We start from the raw sequence: 21,215 nt of genomic DNA on the forward strand, positions 1-21,215 counted from the left end.
GGTCTGCCTGCCTTCGGCTCAAACTTGTCGTTGAAATGTCCACTGGCTTCAGGAACGAAGGCCTAAATCAAAATCTAAAGACGCCGTCCAAAAGCTTTCCCAAACAACGGCCAATATCGATTTGAACCAACTCCGGTCACTCGTAAATAGACCGTTCACCTGGGGGGCCACAGACCAATGACACCGATTAATCGTCGAGCTCCGAACCCTTGGCGCCGAGGACCAAACGTTTTCCCGGTACCGGGCGTCTATCTTAGCCGGAGACGATTCGGGGCGAAGTCCTGTGACAGTGGTGTTGGTTGGTCGGCCGGGTTTGCCGAACCTATTCCACAGGCCGCCTTGAGAGACTCACGGTCTTAGCGAGGCTTCCAAGCGAGTTCAAAGACTGACCCTCGGCTTTGGACGGGCCCCATAGGACACAGCCTGGAAGCGCTGGTAAGGGTCACGCGAAGATCAATCTGACTTTGTCGACGGTCCTAGCCAAAGGTGGCCCGGGACGGAGTCCTGTGTCGGTGGTGTTAGGTTGGCCGGGTTTGCCAAGCTTACACCACGGGCCGTCTTGGGAGACTCACGGTCTTAGTGAGGCTTCCAAGCGAGTTCAAAGACCGCTCTTTGGCTTTAGACGGGGCCCCATAGGACGCAGTCCCGGACCGCCGACGGCGGTCATTCAAAGACCAAAAGAAAAGCCGCCGCTGGATTACTCCAGCAGCGGCTAGTTAAGTTAAGCGATTATTTAGCGTCCAAAGCCTTCACGATGTCGGCTTCGAAACTTTCGGGTTCGGTGTCAGGCGTGAACCGGCTGACCAATTGGCCATCGCGACCAACTAAGAACTTGGTGAAGTTCCATTCGATGTCGCCTTCACCAGAAGCGTCCTTCAGGTAGGTGAAGAGCGCGTCTTCGTCGTCACCGTTAACGGCAACCCGCGTCGTAATTGGGAAAGTTACCCCATAATGCATTTGGCAAAATTCACTAGCGGCTTCGTCAGAATCTAATTCTTGCTTGAATTGGTTAGATGGCAACCCCAGTACTTCGAGGCCTTGGTCATGATACTTCTTGTACAGTGATTCCAAGCCCTTGAATTGTGGTGTGAACCCACACTTACTGGCGGTATTAACAATTAAGACTACCTTACCTTCGTAGTCCTTCAGGTCGATGGTTTTGCCACCCATTTCGGTTTCAGAAAAATCATAAACAGTCGTCACGATTAAATCATCCTTTCCAATCAGCTCATCTGTGATAGTGCGATAAGTTACCCTAAAAACAATTGTACACCAACTATTAAAATTAAGCCGCTAATCCGGCTCAGTTTCAGAACGCAGGGCGGCCTCGATCACCTTAACCAGTTTCTCCGGCTTCGTCACCGGTGCAAACCGATCAATCAGGTTGCCGTCACGACCAATCAAGAACTTGGTGAAGTTCCACTTAATCCGGCCGTGACCGGCAGTCTTCTTCAAGTACGTGAACAACTCATCCTCTTCGGCACCATTCACCCGAATTGGTTTTGTCATTGGAAATGTCACCCCATAATGAAGTTGGCAGTACTCACTGATTTCTTTATCGGAACCCAGCTCCTGTCGAAATTGGTTCGAAGGCAATCCGATCACCTCTAAACCCGCCGCATGGAAACGTTGATAGAGATCCTCTAAACCTTCGAGCTGTGGTGCTAGGCCACACTTACTGGCGGTGTTTACAATCAAAACCACTTTGCCGCGGTAATCATTGAAATCAATTGCGTGACCATTCATTTCAGTTTCTTGAAAATCATAAATTCTTGCCATTGTGAAACCGCCCTTCTGGAACCCATCGCTTTTAGTTGTGCACAATTATACTGTACACCTGCAATTAAGAAATGTCTCGTCGGAACCCTAAAAAAATGAGCCATACTAGTTAAAATACCACCCCGGACCTTCTGGTACGGCGTGGTATGCTGCTGACTATTTAGATCGACATTTCCTGCTTACAAGTCAGATTATACGACTTTTTACCCCCGATAATGTATCCCACCCAAAAATCGTTACCGACTTCAGACAAGCTCAGCAACGATTTTTTTGCGAAACGTTATTATGTTGGCGTTAGACGATGGCTAACACGGCAAAGTTAATCACGAAGAGCAGTGAGACAATCCAAATCAATGGATGAACCTCTCGAGCCTTCCCGAGGACCAACTTCACCACACAGTAGAAGATAAACCCAGCGGCGATTCCGTAGGTAATGTTGTAGGCAAAGGCCATGATGAACGTGGTCATGAAGGCTGGAATGGCCTCGTTCAGGTCGTGCCAAGGAATCTTCCCCAGTGAGCTCATCATCATAATCCCAACCAGAATCAACGATGGTGCAATGGCCGCGGTTGGGATAATAGATAGTAATGGTGACGCCAACGAGCTGACCAGGAAGAGCACGGCTACCACAACACTGGTCAAACCAGTCCGCCCACCGGCACCAATCCCGGCAGAGCTTTCGACATAAGTCGTCAGGTTAGACGTCCCAAAGATCGACCCAACCCCGGTCGCAATGGAGTCGGCGAACAGGGCCTTATCCAACTTGGACTTGAATCCCGGTTCTTGTTCCAAAGCCAACTCCTTTTCGCCCGAGAAGATCCCCGTTTGCCGCCCGGTCCCGATAAAGGTCCCCAGAGAATCAAACGTGTCGGAAAGACTAAAGGACAAAATGGTCATCAAGACTAAAATTACTCGGTTGTGTTCTGTGAATAGTGACCCCATCCCTTCGGCCGAAAAAGCCGCCAGGAAGGTCGTCCCCAATTCATGGAAGGATGAACCAATGGAGTAGCCACTGACCAGATGCAGGTTGGTAACCCCCATGGGAATTCCGATCAGTGTCGTCGCCAGGATCCCGATCAATAGGGCACCGGGAACCTTCTTAACCTTGAAGATCACGGTAATGACCAGCCCGATCAGTGCGAGCACCAGGGCCGGCGACGTAAAGTTAGATAGGGCGGGCACGATGCCCCCGCCGGTGACGATCGACCCGACGCCGTGTTCAAAGGTCTTTTGCGTCGCCTTAAAGGCTTGACCGTTGATTGACAAGATGTTGTTCGCATCGCTGGTAAACTGTAAAAAGTTGGCATTTTTCAGGCCAACATAGGCAATGAACGCCCCAATCCCACCACTGATGGCTAATTGTAAATTCAACGGAATCGCCGAAATTAACATTTTCCGAATCTTGGTTGCGGTAATAATGATATTAATAATGCCACAGAAAAATACCAGCGCCAGGGCCTGTTGCCACTTGAAGCCGAGCCCCATGACCACGGTGTAGGTGAAGAAGGCGTTCAGCCCCATCCCCGGTGCAACCGCATAGGGCACGTTGGCGAAGAGTCCCATGACCAAGGTTCCGGCCACGGAGGCAATAATGGTCGCCAGGAAGACCGCCTGTTGAGGCATCCCCGTTTGCCCCAGGATTTGTGGATTAACGAATAAGATATACGACATGGCGAAGAAGGTGGTGACGCCGGCCGCAATTTCAGTGCCGACGGTGGTGCCTGACTCCTTAAGTTTAAAGAAATTGTCCACGGTGTTTTCCTCCTAAATCCGAATATTAGTCTACTTATAATTAGAAATAGTTAGCTATCTCAATTGAGACTATACCAGATCCAACTCACGAAGGAAAGCAAAACCCGAATAAACGGAGCAAGTTTTAGTTTGCCCGTTAAGCTAATCAGGAATTCAATTATTGGACTAACCCGTGCAATGCGGCTTTGACGCTACCATGCGGAGCTATCGCTCATTGGACGTTAACCAAACTAATCATTTCCGGTGGCCGATTCTCCTCGTTCACTCTAAAACCGAACGAAAACGAGCACGGTGACTTCCTCTGAGGAAAGCCGCCGTGCTCGGATAGTTTTATCGATAAATTTTCTTCAGTGCGGCGATATCATCGGGTGACAGCTGTCGATTACCGCGATCATACGGATACATCACCGAACTAGTCGAACTGCTGTGGGCCAAGCCCATGGCGTGCCCGATTTCGTGAAGGGCTACCGATTCGCGAAACGACCGGGGATAGGTGGCATTGAACGTGGCCTTCGCCTGATTACGAACCTTAGTCCCCTCCCAGGATACGGTACGCGTCACATTAACACCGCCAATTCCCAATTCGATCCCCGTCTGCCCCTTAACGATTGCCTTGTGATAGATGCTAAAAGTCAATTCATTCTGGGCGCCACTAGCCGTGCCGGATCGCAAGTCGACAACACCGGTCTGGTTATAAACCTTCACGGCCTTCAGGAAGGCCTCCTGAGCGGCCTTTGGAGTTTGCTTGGTGAAATGATAATAATAAGTGGGAGTCAACGCCACGTCTTGGGCCGAAGCCTCGATCGGTGTCGCCTGATCATCCGTGGTGCCAACGCTATGACTGGCGCTGGATGGTGCCTTGGTTCCCGTCCACTTCGGTATAACCTTATTTTGGAGCCGTTCAACCAAACCGATACTGGCATGGGTGACGTGCGTGGCTAACGATCGCCGAACCGCCCGGCCATTCAAGATGAGCAGCGCCGCCGCGATAATGCCTAGACCCATCAGCCATCGCCAAAGTTTCTTCACTTTACCGCCCCCCTTCACCGTTCCATAAGTTACTCTGATTCTAAGCTTTCCCGCCAGTCGGTGCAAACGACCCGCTAGGCATGCGCTCGCCGGAGCTGGCGTGCCAACAGCACACAGATCCCCACCATAATTGTGGATGACAAATAGCTGAGCTTGATCCCAACCAACTGACTGTTCATGGACCAATGCCACTGACCACTCGCCGTCACACTGATAATGGCGACCAACAGGGCGGTCCCAAAGGAGGCCGCCACCTGCCGCAGGGTATTGTAAACGGCCACGCCATCTGGAATCATCGGGGCCGGCAACATACACCAGGCGTGCGTCTGAATGGGAATCAGCACCAGCACCAGACCAAATTGGCGAATCGTTTGCCCCAAAACCACGAACCAGATTGACGACTGGCTACCCGTTGAACTCAAGAGTAGCGACCCGCTCATATCGATACAGAGCCCGGTAATCACCATCCACCGGAAATTATATTTGTCATAGAACCGCCCACTGAGCGGTGAAATAATCGCCGTCAGCACCGACCCTGGCAGCAGGGTCAATCCGGAGACCAACGCACTGTGGTGGAAAACATTTTGCACCAGGACGGGAATAATCACCGAATTTCCATACATCGTCACCATTAACAACATATTGATAATTAGGGGCAAGATGAACTGCCGGTAGTCGAAGACGTGTAGGTTCAATAAGGGATGAGTCTGTTTGAACTGACAGTGGACAAAGAGGCTCAGTAAGACTAGCCCGGCGACCAGCGGGACAATCCCTTTCAACGACAGGAAGGCCGCTTCCCCAACATTTGAGAAACTATAAAGGGCTAGTGTCAGACCCAAGCCCGACAATAACAGCCCAATTCGGTCTAACCGGAAGTGCTCCAGGTGACCGACATTATGTAATAACTTGGTTGCCAGCAGAATATCTACCAGCATTAGGGGCAAGGTCAGCCCAAATAAGTACCGCCAACTGAGGTGTTCAAGAATGGCTCCGGCTACCGTGGGCCCCAGCACGGGTGCTAGGTTTAATGCCAACCCCACGACCCCCATCGCAGCGCCCCGTTGACTTGGCGGGGTCGAGGTCATCACCACCACGTTAACTAGTGGAATCACCACTCCGGCGCCCAAGGCCTGAATCATCCGGCCAATAATCAGAATGGGATACTGGGTCGCCACGGCCCCAATCAACGACCCCAGCATGAAGATGACCGCCGCCGTCAGATAAAGTTGACGCGTCGTATACCGCTTGATCAGGTACGCCGTCGTGGGAATCATCAGCGCGTTGATCAGGAGATATCCGTTATTTAACCACTGCCCCTGAGCCGTGGTAATGCTAAATGCCCGCATGATTGCGGGTAAGGCCGTGGACATCAGGGTTTGGTTGAGGACACTGAGAAAGGCCCCAACCATGAGAAGCATGAAGGAAACTTGGTGTCTGTGCATACCGATTCGCCGACCTCTTTTAGTTTTAGTTGACAAAAGCAACTGTCATAAGCATAATGACACTAGTTGCTTTTGTCAACTATTGGAGGAATTTATATGGACAGCCAAGCAATTCACCAAATTCGGCACTTCGATCGGTTCTATACCCAGCTGTTTCGGCTGACGGACAAGTATCACCTCCACACGACGCTGACCCTGGTTGAAGCCCGGCTCCTACTAGAAATCGGCGAAAACCACCGGAATACCGCCGTGCAACTCACGCAAGCCCTGACGATCGACAAGGGTTACCTGAGTCGCCTATTAACCAAGTTGGCAGACCGCGGCCTCTTACAGCGCACGGCCAATCCCGTCGACAAGCGGACCAAGATTCTGGTCTTAACGACCGCCGGCGAAGCGTCATTGGCCACCATTAACGAACGAGCCGATGAACAGGTCCAGCACCTCTTCGCCAACCTCACGCCAACCGAAACACAACAGGTACTAGACGCCATGGCCACCATCCAGGCCCACGTCCAGACCAAACCTACCGACGAGTAATCCAAAATGGACATCATGATGCTGATCATCATGGTGTCCATTTTTTAGTGTAGGGCTTTTTGATAAATGGCCTTCAGGCTCTTACGATCGGCCGCCGATAGCACCGTGCGGCCCTGGTCAATGGGCGTCATCACGGAACGCTTGTCCGAGCTGTGATCCAGTCCGAGCGCATGTCCAACCTCGTGGACCGCCACGGAATTCTTAAAAGACCGGGGATAGGTCGCGTTTAACTTTGCCGTCGCCGCGTTGGTGGTCTCAATACCACGCCAGGTGATCCGCTGGGTGATCAATGGCCCCCCGTGACCATACTCCACAATGGTCTGGGCCTTGGGCTCCTGCTTACGATAAACGCTCAACGTCAAGTGATTTCGCCCCTTTTGCGCCGCTCCCGGTCTCAAGCGAACAATCCCCGTATCATTGTAAGTTTGAATCGCATTGACCAAGACCCGGCGAGCAGCTAGCGGCGTCTGCTGGGCAAACTGGTAGGTGTATTGCTGGTCGAGTAACACCCCTTGCACCGCCGCTTCGACGGGCGTGGCATCGGCTCCCGTTTGTGTGGTGGCATCCTTGGTATTGCGAAGGATCAACCCGCTCGACTTAGTATTTCCCGAACTCGCTGAAGACCCCTTCTGGTCCAGTAACTGCCCCGCTGTTGCCGTCAGTGCCGAATGATAATATCTGAACTGCAACGAAAGGGTGGGCCAATTACTCAGCACAAATAAACCTATCGCAACCACCATGACCACCAGGAGTCGCCTGACCACCTTCACACCGTTCACCCCTCAATTCTCTGTTTAAGTTGATTTGAGTTTAGGTCATCCACTTAAGCACGGCAACTAGTTCGCCTCGACAATTCAGGGCCAACACTAAATTCGCCGTCCACCTCCATCCGATGGGGCCACCCAGGGATCGCGTTTCGCAGGATAAACCACCTAATCGTCAGGCCCCCACATGGTTCAATCCATTGACTTATCAGATCTAATATGGTTTTATAAAGCTAATCCGGCCGGCGAACGGCCGCACTAAAGGAGACTTATCATGGACGACCTAACTTTACCCACTGTGATTACGGCGTTCATCAATACCACCAATGCCGCCGATTCGACCGGCTTCGTCGCTTTATTTGCGGCGGACGCCACGCTAAACGATTGGGGCAATGAGTATCACGGTCAAGATGGTATCGCCAAATGGAATCAAACCGACAACATCGGCAAGGACTCCCACTTCGAACTTGTGGATTTTCAACAGGATTCCGCCACGGACTGGACGGTTCAATTAGCCGTGACCGGTAACGGTTTTAACGGCACCAGCCCCTTCAAATTTAGCGTTACCGCTGACCAGCTAGTCCGGGTGGCCATTCTCCCAGACTAACTGGACCCATAAATTAACGTCGGGATAATCAACTGTGTTGATTATCTCGGCGCCTTTTTTTCACCCTAAATTTATCAACGACTCACCGATTAATCCTTCGTTCCTCGCGGGTTACGAAAACCGATTACATGATTTTATTTATTCAACCTTTACACGAATTATACCGTCATTTTGCAGAGTATTTACATAAATCGGTTAGTGTAGTAGCCGTACCAAATCGAGAAAGAGGAGTGTTCATACAAAATGTTAAAACGGAATTTAGTGGTGGCTGCGGCTGCCGTCTTCGCGGTTACGTCACTGGCCGGTTGCTCAAGCAAGAAGGCCACGGCAACGTCAGATAGCTGGAGCACCATTGAAAAGCAAGCCAAGAAGGAAGGCAAAGTGGCTTCCGTGGGGATGCCTGATACCTGGGCTAACTGGATTGGCACTTGGAGCGACATCAAGTCCAAGTACAGCATTGCTCATACCGACACCGACATGTCGAGTGCGCAGGAACTGCAAAAGTTCAAGCAAGCCAAGTCTAGCGACTCCCCTGACATTGGTGACATTGGTTTGAACGTTGCCCCAACCGCCGTTGAACAAAACCTGGTAACGCCTTACAAAACCAAGTACTGGAAGGAAATTCCTAGCTGGGCCAAGGATAAAAAGGGTTACTACTCCGCTGGTTACTCCGGTTCCATCGTCTTCATCACGGACACGAAGAACGTGAAGGCGGCCGACGCACCTAAGTCCTGGGCCGACCTCGCCAAGGGCGACTACAAGGTTTCCATTGGTGACGTGGCCTCAGCCGCCCAAGCCCAATACTCGGTCCTGGCCGCATCCTACGCTAACGGTGGGAGCGAAAACGACCTGAAGCCTGGTTTAGACTACTTTGCCAAGTTAGGGGCCAAGAAGCGTCTTTCCACGGTGGAACCAAACATCCAAAACATGCAAAAGGGTGAATTGAAAGTTGCCGTTATGTGGGACTTCAACGCCTTGAACTACGCGCACCACATCGATTCCAAACGTTTCAAGATTACCGTACCAACCGACGGTACCGTAACCAGTGGTTACACGGAAATCATCAACAAGAACGCCGCTCACCCTTACGCAGCGAAGTTAGCTCGTAACTTCATCCTGTCCGACCAAGGTCAAATCAACTTGGCTAAGGGTTACGCCCGACCAATCCGTTCCAGCGTGAAGTTACCTGCCGACGTGGAAAAGAAGTTAATCCCACAAAGTGAATACAAGAAGGTCTTCCACGTTAAGAGTAACGAAGTTTGGAACAAGGCCACGGTTAAGTTAGGTCAACAATGGCAAGACAAAGTTCTCGGGTCTAAGTAACGCCCATGAGAACCCGCCTAAAAGTCTTCTTTCCACTCAGTATCTTAGTGGTGTTGGTCTTACTGCTCCCCATCCTCATCATGGTTATCGCGAGCTTCCAGTCTACGGACGGCAGCTTTAGCCTGGCCAACTACCAACAGGTGATCACGAATCACTATTACCTGAAGGCCATCCGTAACAGTCTTGGGATTTCCGTCGTGGCGTCTGCCGTCTCGCTGGTCATCGCCGTCATCGGCGCCTGGGCTCTGACTCGGCTGTCACAGAAGACCAAGAACATCTTAATTACGCTCTTCAACATGTCGGCCAGCTTTGCTGGGGTGCCCCTGGCCTTTTCCTTAATCATCCTGTTTGGGAATGCCGGTGTCTGGAAGGCCATGACGGCTGCCATGCACCTTAAGGACAGCCTAGAAATTTACTCCTTGACGGGGACCACGCTGGCCTTTACCTTCTTCGAAATTCCACTGGGAATCATGTTCCTCTTCCCGGTCTTCGAGGAACTGAATCCAGAATGGCGGGAAATCTCCGCCGTCCTGGGTGCCAAGCCGTTGTTCTTCTTCAAGAAGGTCATCTTGCCGGTTATTCTGCCCAACATGATTGAAGTCTTCACCCTGTTATTCGCCAACGCTATGGGGACCTACGAAACCATTTACGCCTTAACGGGTAACAGTATCGTGACCATCCCCATCCTCATCGGAACCCTGATCGATGGTGGACTGACGGCCAACATTCCGTTGGCTTGTACCTTTGCCACCCTCTTTGCCCTGGTGATGACCTTGATCGTCTGGGTTGGGAACCGTGTCACACGCTCTAAACGGGAGGCAGCATGACCCCTAAAACTAGTCGTCGGGTGGCTCAGGCCATCATTACCTTTCTCTTTATCTATCTCGCGACACCCATTGTGGTCACGATTATTTACTCCTTCTCCACGACCTGGGTGAAGTCGATCGTTCCCTCGGGGTTAACGCTCAAGTGGTATGGCCAACTGGTGACCAATCCTGAATTCACCACCGCTCTGGTGCGGTCACTCGGCCTGGGCCTCTTAACCACGGTGATTGCCATGATTTGTTTCCTACCGGTCGTCTTCTACGCCAACGTTTACAGTCCGAGCGTGAAGTCTCACCTGCGCTTCATCACGGTGTTGCCGTTTACCATCCCTGGCATCATTCTGGTTACCGGGTTAATTCAACTCTACGCGAACCTACCCATCCCCAAGATTCTCATCTTGGTCCTGGCCATTTCGCTACTGAGTTTACCGATGACCTATCAAGCGTTGGACAACGCCTTCATCGGCCGCGACTTCCGGGCCATGTTCGAACAAGCCTTGGTGCTAGGCGACAAGCCCTTCACCGCGTTCGTTAAAATCATCATTCCAAATATCAGGGCCGGCATCCTGGTGGCGATGCTCCTCACGTTCACCAGTGCCTTTGGCGAATACGTTTTGACCAACCTCCTATTAGGTGGAAATTTCGAGACGCTGAAGATTTACATGTTCCGGTTGATGCAAAGTAATGGTCAGGCTAGCAGTGTGCTGACCACCATCTACTTCCTCTTCCTGGCCCTGATTTCACTAATCTTAATCATCATTATGCAGCGCTATTCAGCGCCCCACAAATCACCTAAGGAGGTGCCTGATCACTAATGCCTGAAGCCTTTTTGCAAATTGAAGATCTCGGGATTAATCTTTCTGGCAACAGTATCATCAATCAGATGAACTTTACTATTAAGAAGAATACCCTGACGACCTTCCTCGGCCCCAGTGGGAGTGGTAAAACCACGGTACTGCGGGCAATCGCCGGTTTAAATACGCAAGTTGCTGGTGCCATTCGGTTAGACGGTGAAGAGATTCACGCTCTGCCGGCCAACCAACGAAACATTGGGATGGTGTTCCAATCCTACGCCCTGTTTCCCAACATGACCATCTTCGATAACGTGGCCTACGGGTTGCGCGTTCAAAAGAAACCGGCCGCGGAGATTGAACAAGCGGTAATGGAAATGTTGGAGACCGTCTCGCTAGCCAAGAAGAAGGATGCCTACCCGGACCAACTGTCTGGTGGTCAGAAGCAACGGGTCGCAATCGCCAGGGCCATGGTGTTACAGCCTAAGCTCTTACTCCTTGATGAACCTTTGAGTGCCTTGGATGCCAAGATTCGGGTGAAACTCCGCGAACAAATTCGGAAGTATCAACAGAAGCTGGGCATCACCATGCTCTTCGTGACCCATGACCAGGCTGAAGCCATGGCCATTTCGGACGACATCATCGTGATGAACGACGGTCAGGTTCAGCAGCAGGGGTCACCCATGGACATTTACGCCAACCCGGCGAACCTGTTTATGGCCCAGTTCATCGGTAACCATAACCTGTTGACGGGCGCCGAGCTTCGGCAATTAGGCTTTCAGTCCGCTCGGGGGACCGCGGTGGACGATACCGCGCACTATATCATTCGGCCAGAGTTATTCTGTCCCACCGCCTCAACCACGGAAAAGAGCTGCCCCATCACGGGGAAGATCACCTCACGCGCCGTCCTCGGGGACCGGATTCAGTATCGGTTTAAGAGTGTCGCTGGCTTGAAGCTAAAGGTGGAACTGCTGAACCAAGAAGAACCGCTGCCGATGGACCGCGACGTCACGCTGTACGTTCAGGAACGCACCATTCAGAAGGTTGGTGCCACCAATGCTTAGTCGAGCCGATCTCAATGCCATCGACCGTCGCACCTGGAGTGGTCATAACCATACGGAGTTTTGTCCCCACGGTTCCGGTGAGGACGTGGAACAATTCATCCGGGCAGCCATCCAAAATGGCTTCAAGACCTATTCCATTACGGAACATTTTCCCATGCCACCAGAATTTTACCGCCAGCCGACTGGCTCTCGACACGCCATCTACACCGCGTCCATGACCGCGGCGGAATTACCCACCTACTTCGCCAAGATGAAGCATCTCAAGGAGAAGTACCAGGCCCAGATTCGCCTACTGGTCGGCTTTGAGATTGATTACGCCACCGAATTTACCAGTTGGACGGATCAGCAATTGGCCCTCTACGGGTCTCAAATTGACGATGCCATCCTGTCTGTTCATTTTTTGCCGACCCCAAGTGGGCTCCGTGCCATCGATGATACGGCCCTGGACTTTCGGACCGGCGTCCTGGCTGCCTATGACACCCCACTCCAGGTCGCTAACGCCTACCTGGAGCAGGTTCTAGCCGCCGTAAGTTGGAACTCACCGCTAAAGCCTTGTCGGTACGGGCACATCATGTTGTATCGGAAGTGGCGCAACACCTTCTCGCCGCAAACCGTCTGGGAAGACGCCACTACCCGGGATCTGTTGAACACGATCTTGGATAAGGTTGCCGAACAACACGATCTACTCGATTGCAACATGGCCGGTCTGTTCCGGGAAACCGAAACAGAAACCACCCCAACGACACCTTGGCTAGTAGCTGCGAAGCAACGTCACATTCCACTCGTCTTCGGGGCCGATGCCCACCGAGTGGCGGCCGTTGCCCAAGGTTACAACACGTATTTGGAACAACAGGATTACCTGTAGGAAGGATTAACGAGGATGAAATTAACCACGACCGGCGATCAACCATTCCGGATTTGTCAGCTGACCGACATCCACCTGGGGGCCACCCCACTGAATGCCGCCAGCCAACAAACCCTGGCAGCCATCGACCACTTACTGGCCACGCAGGACTTTGACCTGATCATGCTAACGGGTGACCTACTCTGGGGCAAAGAGGTGCAACGACCAGACCAAACGCTCACCGCGCTCTACGGCACGTTGAACCAGTATCCGGTTCCCGTGGCCGTCACCTACGGCAATCACGATGGCGAAGGCCCCTACACGCGGGCCAAGCTCCGCGAACTGGAAAGCCTGATTCGTTATCCAGCAGATAAACACCAGGCCATGGTCACGAATGATCGGGAGAGTTATACCCTGGAAGTTACTCGCGATGGTCAGCTGGCGCACGTGTTCTACGTTTGGGACAGCGGTGCATATTCTCACTGGCCCAGCGATGAACAGTATGCGGCGATCGAACCGGAACAGATCGACTGGTTCTATCGGCTGCCCTATGCCCGGACAGTCGACCAGGTTGACCTCGGGTTCATCCACATTCCTTTGCCCGAATACCAATTGGCCGCGGCACACGTGATGACCGGTGGCAAAAACGAAGAAATTTGCTCGCCCGTCACTAATTCCGGCTTGTTCTATTCACTAAAACGGGCCGGCAACGTCAAGGCCCTGTTTGCCGGTCACGATCACGATAACAACTTCACCGGAACGACCGGTGGCATCGATTTAAACTACGGCAACGTCACGGGTTACAACACCTATGGGACGTTACCGCGTGGCGCGCGGACCATCTCTGTCTGGTCCGACCACTACGAAACCGACGTCATCCTGTTTCCAACGGAAGACTAGTCACTAAAAAACACCGTCCGGATAAATTATCCAGACGGTGCTTTTGCGTTGCTCTGTTTTTTAAGACCCGTATATGGTAGCACCAACAGCGGCACCCATGACAACGCCAATGATTCCAAACAAGATGGCAAAAATCATGAGGACGATTCCGGCGGTCCGATTACCCGGGAAGCGGGTCAACCGGTAGCCACAAAAGGCGCCCGCTACCCCAAATAGAATCGGTACAAACAGTAATGAAACGACGGTAGAAATCCAGCCCAGCGTAATCAGTAAAGCCGCGTTAGGTGACTTCTCCGGCGTTGTTGACGTCGGTACTGCCTGCTGATTAGTTGCTGGGTCAGGCAGGCCCTCACCCGCTAAATTCGTCCCACATTTAGGACAGAAGACGACGTCCTTGGCTACTTGCGTCCCACACTTGGGACAAAACTTAAAGCGATCTTCCATGATTAGTTCCCCTATTCTCCGATAATTTCACAGAATCAATGGTCCATTCCCCGATAGGTCTCTAGTTTATCATCTCGAAAAACCAGCGTCTAGATCCCGCCAAAATTCGTTATCACAAAATTCATCAAAACGACTAAGATGCCCTTCTATTACCAACCCACGAAGTCTGGGACCATGAAAAAGCACGTTGACCAATGACTAGTCGACGTGCTTTTTATAATGAGGCCTATTCTTGAAATAACCACAATTAATTTAAAATTTTTCAACTTATCAGCACAGACTCTTAACCGTTTATGCCGATCGGTATCGCCCGATGGCACCCCTTACTACAGGTATTTTGCGTCCAACTGGTGGTCAAATGAGGTCAAGATCTTAGGCCCGTTGTCGGTCACCACGAGAGTGTGTTCATACTGACAGCTCAGGCTACCATCCAGGGTGCGAATCGTCCAGCCATCATCGGCCGGAGCACTACACCCGTAGTCGCCCACGTTGATCATGGGTTCAATCGTGATGGTCATCCCCGCCTTTAACCGCGTGCCATGGCCAGGAACCCCATAATGTGGCACGTCGGGTTCTTCATGCATGGTCGGCCCAATGCCATGGCCGATGTAGTCGCGAACCACGCCATAACCCATTTTGTTTTCCGCATAGTCTTGGATGGCAAAACCAATGTCACCGATCCGATTACCAACGACCGCCTGGTCAATCCCCAGGTATAGAGCCTTCAGGGTCACATCCATCAATTTCTGGACCTCAGCGGAAGCCTTGCCGGCCACGAAGGCGTGGCAAGCATCACTCAAGTACCCGTGGTAATCGATGACCGTATCGACCTTGATCAGGTCGCCGTCCTTCACCAGGATATCCTTGCTGGGGCAGCCGTGACAAATCATGTCATTAACGCTGACACAAGTCGAATACTTGTAGCCCTCAAAGTTCAATTCACCTGGCGTGGCGTCATGATCGACGATGTACTTGTAGGAGAAGTGGTCGATATCCCAGGTGGTCATCCCCGGCTTAATGTAAGTTTCCAGTTCATGGAATAGACCAGCTAAGATGTCCCCCGCCTGCCGCATCCCATCAATTTCTCGTTGTGACTTTAATGCAATCATATTTTCCTCCATATGGCCGTTTTTCCTAATTATACGCTTGCGAGAAATTCTCGCCAAGGTGAGCGGCTAATTTTAAACGATCCTCGTCACGATTTGCCCACATGTTGGTCACTGTTCAAAAGTGTTTCGCTGCAATCACTCGGTCTGTCCCCATCGCCCTCATGATCCCACAAACATTTAGCCACGAAAAAGCAAGGTCGCTACCATACTTCACCACACTTCGGCTAATCACCAATCACGACTTGAGTTTCTCACCAAGCCGGCTATTAGTGAGTAACCTATTGCCCATTTAAACAATACATATGTACATTGTTTTGTGCTAATATGAACTTTAGATAGTATTAATCGTAATCACGGCCACCACGCTGTTTCGTGACGTTCCTGACTTTGGTTCACCAGCGAGGAGAAATTTTTATGAGAATGCAAAAGCGTGGCAATATCCCAACGACCACTAAACTTCACTTCAAGCTCTACAAAGCAGGAAAATTGTGGCTAGTTGCCGGTTTGACTTCCATTGCCATCATTGCCGGCTTGGGATTCACAACTGCCCAAGCGGCCACCGATGATAGCGCATCCCAGAATCCAAGTGGCCAGGTTGCCGGAACCGCTCAAGGTGCTGACGACTCTGACAACGGTCTGAACAACTCCACTGGGAGCGAAGATAAACCGTCTGACAATCCCACATCTGACCCGAATAAATCTACTGCTAACGACCAATCTGGGCAACTTATCAACTCGGAAAGTTCACTATCACAGATCCATGGATCAACTTATGATGGCTCGGCACAAGGGCTAATCGGTGCCGCCCCGGCTTCTAAGTCGACCACATCCCAAATTGCCGCCTATGACGCCAGCCTCCCAACCACTTTTGACTTACCCGACGACACCACCACTCTCACAGCGAAGACGGGGGCTGATAGCGACGGTAACGTCGTGACGGGTACGGCGCTCTCAACACTCCCCGTACTCAGTAACTTCTACGTCAACGTGACGGGTGGGGGCTATATCCCCTATGATGCCAAGGCCATGGTTGGCCTGGTCCCTTATGATGCGGAAAACTTTACCACCTTCCCGCAAGACGTCTTCGGCTTCTATGTAATCCTGCCCGAGACCATTACGGCCAAACCTGTTGGACGTTCGGACCAGCGCTGCCAATTATGTCACCGCCTTACGAGCCAACATCAATCCAAGTACCGGCCTGCCCTATGTGGATATCAAGAGCTTAACCGTTTATCGTTTGAAAGACACCAACGACGGCCGCCAAGTCTACTATTTCAAACCCAACGACGGGGCAACCTTTACCGCCAAGCAACCGGGTGCCGTTGGCTACGGTGGGCAAATTCACATGTACACCCTGGTTTCCACGGGTAAATCTACGGGGGCGACCACCGAACCCACCACCCTTACCTTCAACAACCCTGCCGGAAAGGATGGTAATCTGCCAATCCACGACGTCCTCTTCATGGGGGTTGGCGATCAGGACTACAAAGGCAACGGCGATGACTATATTGGTTATAACGCCGTGGACGCCTTTGGGAACAACGCTGAGGATTGGCCAGACACCAACCTTGTCAGCATCTATGCCAACAACGGAGCGGCCACTAAGAGCGATAACTTTGGCAAATTGACCTATATCAATGTCACGGTCAATGACCACCTTAATGTCTATTCGCCCACTGATGCGTCCGGCAAGCGCGCCATTCAAAGGGGGTTGTCGGTCTACATTAATAATAAAGATATCAGTGATAATAAACCTGGCGTCACCTATAATCTGTCCTCTCAAGTAGAAAAGCTTAACATGCCTCCCAGGAGATACTGGTTAGATTCCCTTCAGTATGAAGGATACAGCACATCAAACTACACCCCACAGACGCTGCCAACAACGGTCACGCTTGAACCAACCAGCCTGGACCTGCCAGAGGGTTCCACCACTGCACCGGGTAAAACTTATAATTTCTTCATTAACTTGATTCAAACGGCTCTCAAATCAAGCAATGCGACCTACCATGCCGGACCAAACAATGGCTGGAAGCCAGCCGACACACTGACAGGCATCGCACCCGATGGCAGTGTTCTCGATGTGGACGGGTCGCTCGATCCGAATTCCCAAGTTGCTAAAGATTTAGGAACACTGGCCCTAACTATCACGGATGCCGCTGGCCAAGTCGTCACCCAGGACCAATTAACGAAACCTGGAACCTATACCGTTAAATACACTTACACTGACATTCAAGGCAACATCGGTTCTTACCTAAGTGGCCCCGCCTTAATCTCAACAGTCGCCGAGGCAACGATCACCGTTCTGCCCACAGCCAGCAGCCTGGCCGTCACCAACAAGACCCTTACGGCCGGCGATTCATGGACACCGGCCGACAATATTACGGCTCTAAGCGGCGTTGATGGAACCAGTGCCGACATTGCGGCTGCCCTAGCTGGAACCAATTCCGATGGTTCCAAGGCGACCGTGACAATTACCAACAGCAAAGGTGAAACCGTCGATCCCGCTGCCCTTGATTTGAAGACGCCAGCTACTTATCAACTGGCCTACACGTACACCGATGCCAATGGCAACACCATCACCTCGGAGCAGGTCAGCTTGACCATCAAGGCCCCCGTTAACAATAGCGGGACAACCGGAACGACCACCAATCCGACAACGCCTAATCAACCAACGATGCCGGCTAAGCCGACCGCTCCGGGTAACCCGACGACTGGTAAGACGCCAGCCAAGGTCACGAAGACCCCGCATACCACCACGAAGCGTCATCCGCGTACAACTACTGGCAAGCTGGCCGCAACGGGATACCCGACCACCACTGGCACCACACAACGGACCGCCACCAATTTTAACGGCTCACCAGCCACGTTCGTGACCGACCCACGCCGGCCTTCATCATCGACCTCATCGACCCGTCTGCCACAAACCGGCGAACAGGCCGACGCCTGGGCGGCCGAGTTGGGCCTCGTTCTCTTAGCGTTGACCGGTTCATTAGCCTTACGACGCAAACAAGATTAACTAACTGATATTTAAAGAGAGTGGGACAAAAGGCGATTAGCCGGCGAGCATTAAGGCTGGTACGCAAAAAACGGGTCTGGGGATTTTGTCCCAGACCCGTTTTGCAAGAATGTACAAATAATCACCCACTTATCTTCAACCAATACCGCAAGTTTATAGCATTATCAGCTCATCCTGTCTGACTTTTTAATGATCGCTGTAGTTAATTCACCCATTGCCGATTTATACAACTATTGTTACAATATACAAGTTAAACCGTTTGCTAGATCGCCCGCACGGGACTGGCATCCATGACCTCTTTCACCATTCAGGGGACCCCCGACCAAACACTGACGTCATTAAAAGCTGATCTTTGAGGAGCGAGTTAACTTGATGAAGAAACACCTAATAGTGGGCATCATCGCCTTACTTATCCTGCCACTGAGTGCCTGTGGCGTTGGCGCTCATGCTGCGGAGGTCGATGGTCACGCCATCTATGCCGTAGACGTGCAGACGAGCAAGGCCACCGACGACGATGGCGATTGGACCGTCCACGGCACCACTAAGGCACCAGATAACGCCAAGATCATCGTGACCAACGCCGATGAAGACGACGACTTTTTCGGCGACCTGGGGGGCGAAGCCGCCAACAATCCCGCATCATGGGCCACCGTTCATGACGGCAAGTTCTCAGTAAATATTGATCCCATCAGCGTGGCCTACAAGTCCAAGTATCGGGCTGGTGATCAGTGCAAGGTTCAACTCTTTGCCATTACCGACTACCACGAACCTTGGACTAATAGCACCATCGCTAAGAAAATTGCCACCAAAGCCGTGGACAAATTCGATAGTACCACCCTGACGCTGACCAGCAGTCAGGCCGAATACTTCAATGGCTTAGATTCTGACAATGATGACGACGAGGACCAGGACAGTTCCACCGCGACCACGGCCGACTCATCGGACTCCGACGAGCCTAACGCCGAAAGTGAATCCACCAGTGACGACGTGGCTGAGACCACCAGCTCGTCATCAAAAATATCCACCGAGTACACGTCTGCCCTGAGTAAGGCCGAAATCTACGCCACGGAAATGGATATGTCAAAGGCCAGCCTCTATGACCAGTTGACCTCTGCCTCCGGCGAACAATTCTCAGCGGCCGCTGCAGATTACGCGATCAGTCATCTAAAAGGCGTGAGCTGGAACGCCAACGCCCTTGCCAAGGCCAAGTCCTATCAAAACGATATGGCCATGGCACCAGCCGCCATTCGCGACCAACTGACGTCTAGTGCGGGCGAACAATTCACTCAGGCCCAGGCCGATTACGCTTTGAGCCATTTGTCATAAATCACAGAATCAACCGCTTAAAGACCGTCGATAAAAGGTTTTTCCCAGGGTTGATCAACAGAAATTATCCAGTTCTAAACGGCCTCCAGCCGTTTGATACCAGTTGATTATCAGCCTTGACATCTTGGTGATAACCCATCGAAGAAAATGATTTACTCATAATTTTCTCATCATCCTCTTTACAAAATCACAAAAGGTGCTAATATTAATGCCACAAGATAAAAAACGGAGGAAAGACAAGTACGTTTCGTCATTCTGGCAGTGAGTTGGGGCTCAGTGAAAACCCAATCAGAGTTGACCTTTCGGAATAACACTTTCTTAGTTGCTGGCTGAAACGACCCGGGTCGCAGTAGGTTGAGCCGTTACCGATACGTTACCATCGGTGGAGTATGTTTGTACTCCAAATGAGCTGGTTTATCTTTAGGATAAGCAACTTGGGTGGTACCGCGAAAGAAAGTCTTTCGTCCCTTGTCTAAGGGACGGAAGACTTTTTATTTTGTCTTAGTTTATAACGTAAAGGAGAAAAAGGACTATGCATTTAATCATTCCAGAATCATACGCACCAAAGTTATCCGTTAAGGAAACGCAAGCTGCAATTCGCTACATTCGTGAAACATTCCAAGATGAATTTGGTGACCAACTGAATCTGTCACGGCTGTCAGCACCGATGTTCGTTGAACACTCAACGGGGTTAAACGACAACCTGAATGGTATCGAAAAGCCCGTCTCATTCACCATGCAAGACATGGGCGGTTCGACAATGGAAATCGTCCACTCCTTGGCTAAGTGGAAGCGGGTTGCCTTGAAACGGTACGGCTTCGAACTCGGTGAAGGCCTCTACACCAACATGAACGCCATTCGTAAGGATGAAGATCTTGATAACTTCCACTCCGCTTACGTTGACCAGTGGGACTGGGAAAAGGTCATCACCCATGACCAACGGACCGAAGAAACTCTGAAGGACACCGTTCGCACAATCTTCAAAGTCATTAAGCACATGGAACATGAAGTCTGGTACAAGTTCCCCCAGGCGGTCCACCATTTACCTGACGAAATTCACTTCGTCACGACGCAGGAATTGGAAGACCGTTACCCTGATATGACCCCCTTCGAACGGGAAAACGCCATTACTAAGGAACTCGGTTGCGTCTTCTTAATGAAGATTGGTGGCCCATTGAAGAGTGGCAAACGTCACGATGGCCGGGCACCCGACTACGACGATTGGGAACTGAACGGGGACATCTTGTTCTGGTATGAACCGCTCAACCAACGGATTGAAATCTCCAGCATGGGGATTCGGGTCGACGCCGACTCCTTGATGAAACAACTCAAGGCAGCAGACGCCGAAGATCGCTTGAAGTTCCCTTACCACCAAGCCGTTTTGCATGACGAACTGCCCTTCACTATCGGTGGTGGGATTGGTCAATCACGGCTCTGCATGTTGTTGCTGGGTAAGGCCCACGTCGGCGAGGTGCAAGCCTCAACCTGGCCCCAAGCCATGATCGACGAATGTGAAGCCCACAACATCCACATCCTTTAATCTAAAATATTCCGAAGTGACCACACGTCTGTGAACGTGTGGCCATTTTTTTGGCCCGATGGCTCCCTTTTCACAATTAATGTTATTCAGAGATTTACCAATAATTTACGTCTTTGAAACGGTC

Annotated in this window: 20 protein-coding genes; 12 read left to right on the plus strand and 8 right to left on the minus strand. The window is 51.5% G+C overall.

What is annotated here, in order from left to right; genetic code table 11:
• Positions 1-729 precede the first annotated feature (729 nt).
• From LSE01S_RS00690 to LSE01S_RS00710, 5 genes are all read right to left on the minus strand, one after another.
• A complete protein-coding gene (locus tag LSE01S_RS00690; protein ID WP_061775701.1) occupies positions 730-1,203 on the minus strand; it encodes a glutathione peroxidase in 474 nt (157 codons plus the stop codon).
• 90 nt (positions 1,204-1,293) lie between these two features.
• The gene (locus tag LSE01S_RS00695) at positions 1,294-1,779 is read right to left on the minus strand and encodes a glutathione peroxidase (protein ID WP_061775702.1); all 486 of its coding nucleotides are present in this window, start codon (positions 1,777-1,779) and stop codon (positions 1,294-1,296) included.
• A gap of 294 nt (positions 1,780-2,073) precedes the next feature.
• Positions 2,074-3,531: an NCS2 family permease gene (locus LSE01S_RS00700; protein ID WP_061775703.1), complete on the minus strand. Its 1,458-nt coding sequence runs from the start codon at positions 3,529-3,531 to the stop codon at positions 2,074-2,076.
• 330 nt (positions 3,532-3,861) lie between these two features.
• Positions 3,862-4,560, minus strand: coding sequence for a matrixin family metalloprotease (locus tag LSE01S_RS00705; RefSeq protein ID WP_156470436.1), 699 nt, complete (start codon positions 4,558-4,560; stop codon positions 3,862-3,864).
• Between the two features lie 74 nt (positions 4,561-4,634).
• Positions 4,635-6,002, minus strand: coding sequence for an MDR family MFS transporter (locus LSE01S_RS00710; protein ID WP_061775704.1), 1,368 nt, complete (start codon positions 6,000-6,002; stop codon positions 4,635-4,637).
• Between the two features lie 96 nt (positions 6,003-6,098).
• Between LSE01S_RS00710 and LSE01S_RS00715 the strand changes: the two genes are divergently transcribed.
• Positions 6,099-6,539 carry a MarR family winged helix-turn-helix transcriptional regulator gene (locus LSE01S_RS00715; protein ID WP_061775705.1) on the plus strand — a complete coding sequence of 147 codons (441 nt, stop codon included), beginning with the start codon at positions 6,099-6,101 and terminating at the stop codon, positions 6,537-6,539.
• Positions 6,540-6,583: 44 nt separating this feature from the next.
• Here the strand turns inward: LSE01S_RS00715 and LSE01S_RS00720 are convergent, their stop codons facing one another.
• On the minus strand, positions 6,584-7,309 hold the full coding sequence (locus LSE01S_RS00720) for a matrixin family metalloprotease (protein ID WP_156470437.1): 726 nt from the start codon (positions 7,307-7,309) through the stop codon (positions 6,584-6,586).
• Positions 7,310-7,577: 268 nt separating this feature from the next.
• Here LSE01S_RS00720 and LSE01S_RS00725 point away from each other — a divergent pair, with 268 nt between their 5' ends.
• The 7 genes from LSE01S_RS00725 (at position 7,578) to LSE01S_RS00755 (ending at position 13,656) form a co-directional block, all read left to right on the plus strand.
• Positions 7,578-7,910 (plus strand): nuclear transport factor 2 family protein, encoded by a 333-nt coding sequence (locus tag LSE01S_RS00725; protein ID WP_061775706.1) that lies wholly within the window; start codon positions 7,578-7,580, stop codon positions 7,908-7,910.
• A gap of 243 nt (positions 7,911-8,153) precedes the next feature.
• A complete protein-coding gene (locus tag LSE01S_RS00730; protein WP_061775707.1) occupies positions 8,154-9,233 on the plus strand; it encodes an ABC transporter substrate-binding protein in 1,080 nt (359 codons plus the stop codon).
• A 5-nt stretch (positions 9,234-9,238) separates the two neighbouring features.
• Positions 9,239-10,060 carry an ABC transporter permease gene (locus LSE01S_RS00735; protein ID WP_061775708.1) on the plus strand — a complete coding sequence of 274 codons (822 nt, stop codon included), beginning with the start codon at positions 9,239-9,241 and terminating at the stop codon, positions 10,058-10,060.
• A complete protein-coding gene (locus tag LSE01S_RS00740; RefSeq protein ID WP_061775709.1) occupies positions 10,057-10,872 on the plus strand; it encodes an ABC transporter permease in 816 nt (271 codons plus the stop codon). Before LSE01S_RS00735 ends, LSE01S_RS00740 begins: the two co-directional genes overlap by 4 nt.
• Positions 10,872-11,912, plus strand: coding sequence for an ABC transporter ATP-binding protein (locus tag LSE01S_RS00745; RefSeq protein ID WP_061775710.1), 1,041 nt, complete (start codon positions 10,872-10,874; stop codon positions 11,910-11,912). Before LSE01S_RS00740 ends, LSE01S_RS00745 begins: the two co-directional genes overlap by 1 nt.
• Positions 11,905-12,777: a histidinol-phosphatase HisJ gene (gene hisJ / locus LSE01S_RS00750; RefSeq protein ID WP_061775711.1), complete on the plus strand. Its 873-nt coding sequence runs from the start codon at positions 11,905-11,907 to the stop codon at positions 12,775-12,777. The genes LSE01S_RS00745 and hisJ overlap by 8 nt, the downstream gene beginning before the upstream one ends.
• A 15-nt stretch (positions 12,778-12,792) precedes the next feature.
• Positions 12,793-13,656 (plus strand): metallophosphoesterase, encoded by an 864-nt coding sequence (locus tag LSE01S_RS00755; protein ID WP_061775712.1) that lies wholly within the window; start codon positions 12,793-12,795, stop codon positions 13,654-13,656.
• Between the two features lie 60 nt (positions 13,657-13,716).
• Here LSE01S_RS00755 and LSE01S_RS00760 read toward each other — a convergent pair whose 3' ends face one another.
• Positions 13,717-14,100 (minus strand): zinc-ribbon domain-containing protein, encoded by a 384-nt coding sequence (locus LSE01S_RS00760; protein ID WP_061775713.1) that lies wholly within the window; start codon positions 14,098-14,100, stop codon positions 13,717-13,719.
• Positions 14,101-14,426: 326 nt separating this feature from the next.
• Entirely contained in the window at positions 14,427-15,209 is a 783-nt protein-coding gene (gene map, locus LSE01S_RS00765) for a type I methionyl aminopeptidase (RefSeq protein WP_061775714.1), read from the minus strand.
• A gap of 414 nt (positions 15,210-15,623) precedes the next feature.
• On the opposite strand from map, the gene LSE01S_RS11095 reads away from it, so the two are divergent.
• From LSE01S_RS11095 to asnA, 4 genes are all read left to right on the plus strand, one after another.
• Positions 15,624-16,580, plus strand: a complete 957-nt coding sequence (locus LSE01S_RS11095) for a KxYKxGKxW signal peptide domain-containing protein (protein ID WP_156470438.1) — start codon at positions 15,624-15,626, stop codon at positions 16,578-16,580.
• Between the two features lie 1,303 nt (positions 16,581-17,883).
• Positions 17,884-18,225 (plus strand): LPXTG cell wall anchor domain-containing protein, encoded by a 342-nt coding sequence (locus LSE01S_RS11100; RefSeq protein ID WP_235808281.1) that lies wholly within the window; start codon positions 17,884-17,886, stop codon positions 18,223-18,225.
• Between the two features lie 372 nt (positions 18,226-18,597).
• Entirely contained in the window at positions 18,598-19,551 is a 954-nt protein-coding gene (locus LSE01S_RS10740; RefSeq protein ID WP_082622286.1) for an Ltp family lipoprotein, read from the plus strand.
• 532 nt (positions 19,552-20,083) lie between these two features.
• Positions 20,084-21,091, plus strand: a complete 1,008-nt coding sequence (asnA, locus tag LSE01S_RS00785) for an aspartate--ammonia ligase (protein ID WP_061775717.1) — start codon at positions 20,084-20,086, stop codon at positions 21,089-21,091.
• Positions 21,092-21,215 lie beyond the last annotated feature (124 nt).

The organism is Levilactobacillus senmaizukei DSM 21775 = NBRC 103853 (genome assembly GCF_001592085.1).
In the GTDB taxonomy this organism is placed as follows: domain Bacteria; phylum Bacillota; class Bacilli; order Lactobacillales; family Lactobacillaceae; genus Levilactobacillus; species Levilactobacillus senmaizukei.

Bases quoted from the DNA above. Each gene is read 5' to 3' on its own strand.
- LSE01S_RS00695 (WP_061775702.1), bottom strand. From the start codon at position 1,779: ATGGCAAGAATTTATGATTTTCAAGAAACTGAAATGAATGGTCACGCA.
- LSE01S_RS00710 (WP_061775704.1), bottom strand. From the start codon at position 6,002: ATGCACAGACACCAAGTTTCCTTCATGCTTCTCATGGTTGGGGCCTTT.
- LSE01S_RS00715 (WP_061775705.1), top strand. From the start codon at position 6,099: ATGGACAGCCAAGCAATTCACCAAATTCGGCACTTCGATCGGTTCTAT.
- LSE01S_RS00725 (WP_061775706.1), top strand. From the start codon at position 7,578: ATGGACGACCTAACTTTACCCACTGTGATTACGGCGTTCATCAATACC.
- LSE01S_RS00730 (WP_061775707.1), top strand. From the start codon at position 8,154: ATGTTAAAACGGAATTTAGTGGTGGCTGCGGCTGCCGTCTTCGCGGTT.
- LSE01S_RS00735 (WP_061775708.1), top strand. From the start codon at position 9,239: ATGAGAACCCGCCTAAAAGTCTTCTTTCCACTCAGTATCTTAGTGGTG.
- LSE01S_RS00740 (WP_061775709.1), top strand. From the start codon at position 10,057: ATGACCCCTAAAACTAGTCGTCGGGTGGCTCAGGCCATCATTACCTTT.
- LSE01S_RS00745 (WP_061775710.1), top strand. From the start codon at position 10,872: ATGCCTGAAGCCTTTTTGCAAATTGAAGATCTCGGGATTAATCTTTCT.
- hisJ (WP_061775711.1), top strand. From the start codon at position 11,905: ATGCTTAGTCGAGCCGATCTCAATGCCATCGACCGTCGCACCTGGAGT.
- LSE01S_RS00755 (WP_061775712.1), top strand. From the start codon at position 12,793: ATGAAATTAACCACGACCGGCGATCAACCATTCCGGATTTGTCAGCTG.
- LSE01S_RS00760 (WP_061775713.1), bottom strand. From the start codon at position 14,100: ATGGAAGATCGCTTTAAGTTTTGTCCCAAGTGTGGGACGCAAGTAGCC.
- map (WP_061775714.1), bottom strand. From the start codon at position 15,209: ATGATTGCATTAAAGTCACAACGAGAAATTGATGGGATGCGGCAGGCG.
- LSE01S_RS11095 (WP_156470438.1), top strand. From the start codon at position 15,624: ATGAGAATGCAAAAGCGTGGCAATATCCCAACGACCACTAAACTTCAC.
- LSE01S_RS11100 (WP_235808281.1), top strand. From the start codon at position 17,884: ATGCCGGCTAAGCCGACCGCTCCGGGTAACCCGACGACTGGTAAGACG.
- LSE01S_RS10740 (WP_082622286.1), top strand. From the start codon at position 18,598: ATGAAGAAACACCTAATAGTGGGCATCATCGCCTTACTTATCCTGCCA.
- asnA (WP_061775717.1), top strand. From the start codon at position 20,084: ATGCATTTAATCATTCCAGAATCATACGCACCAAAGTTATCCGTTAAG.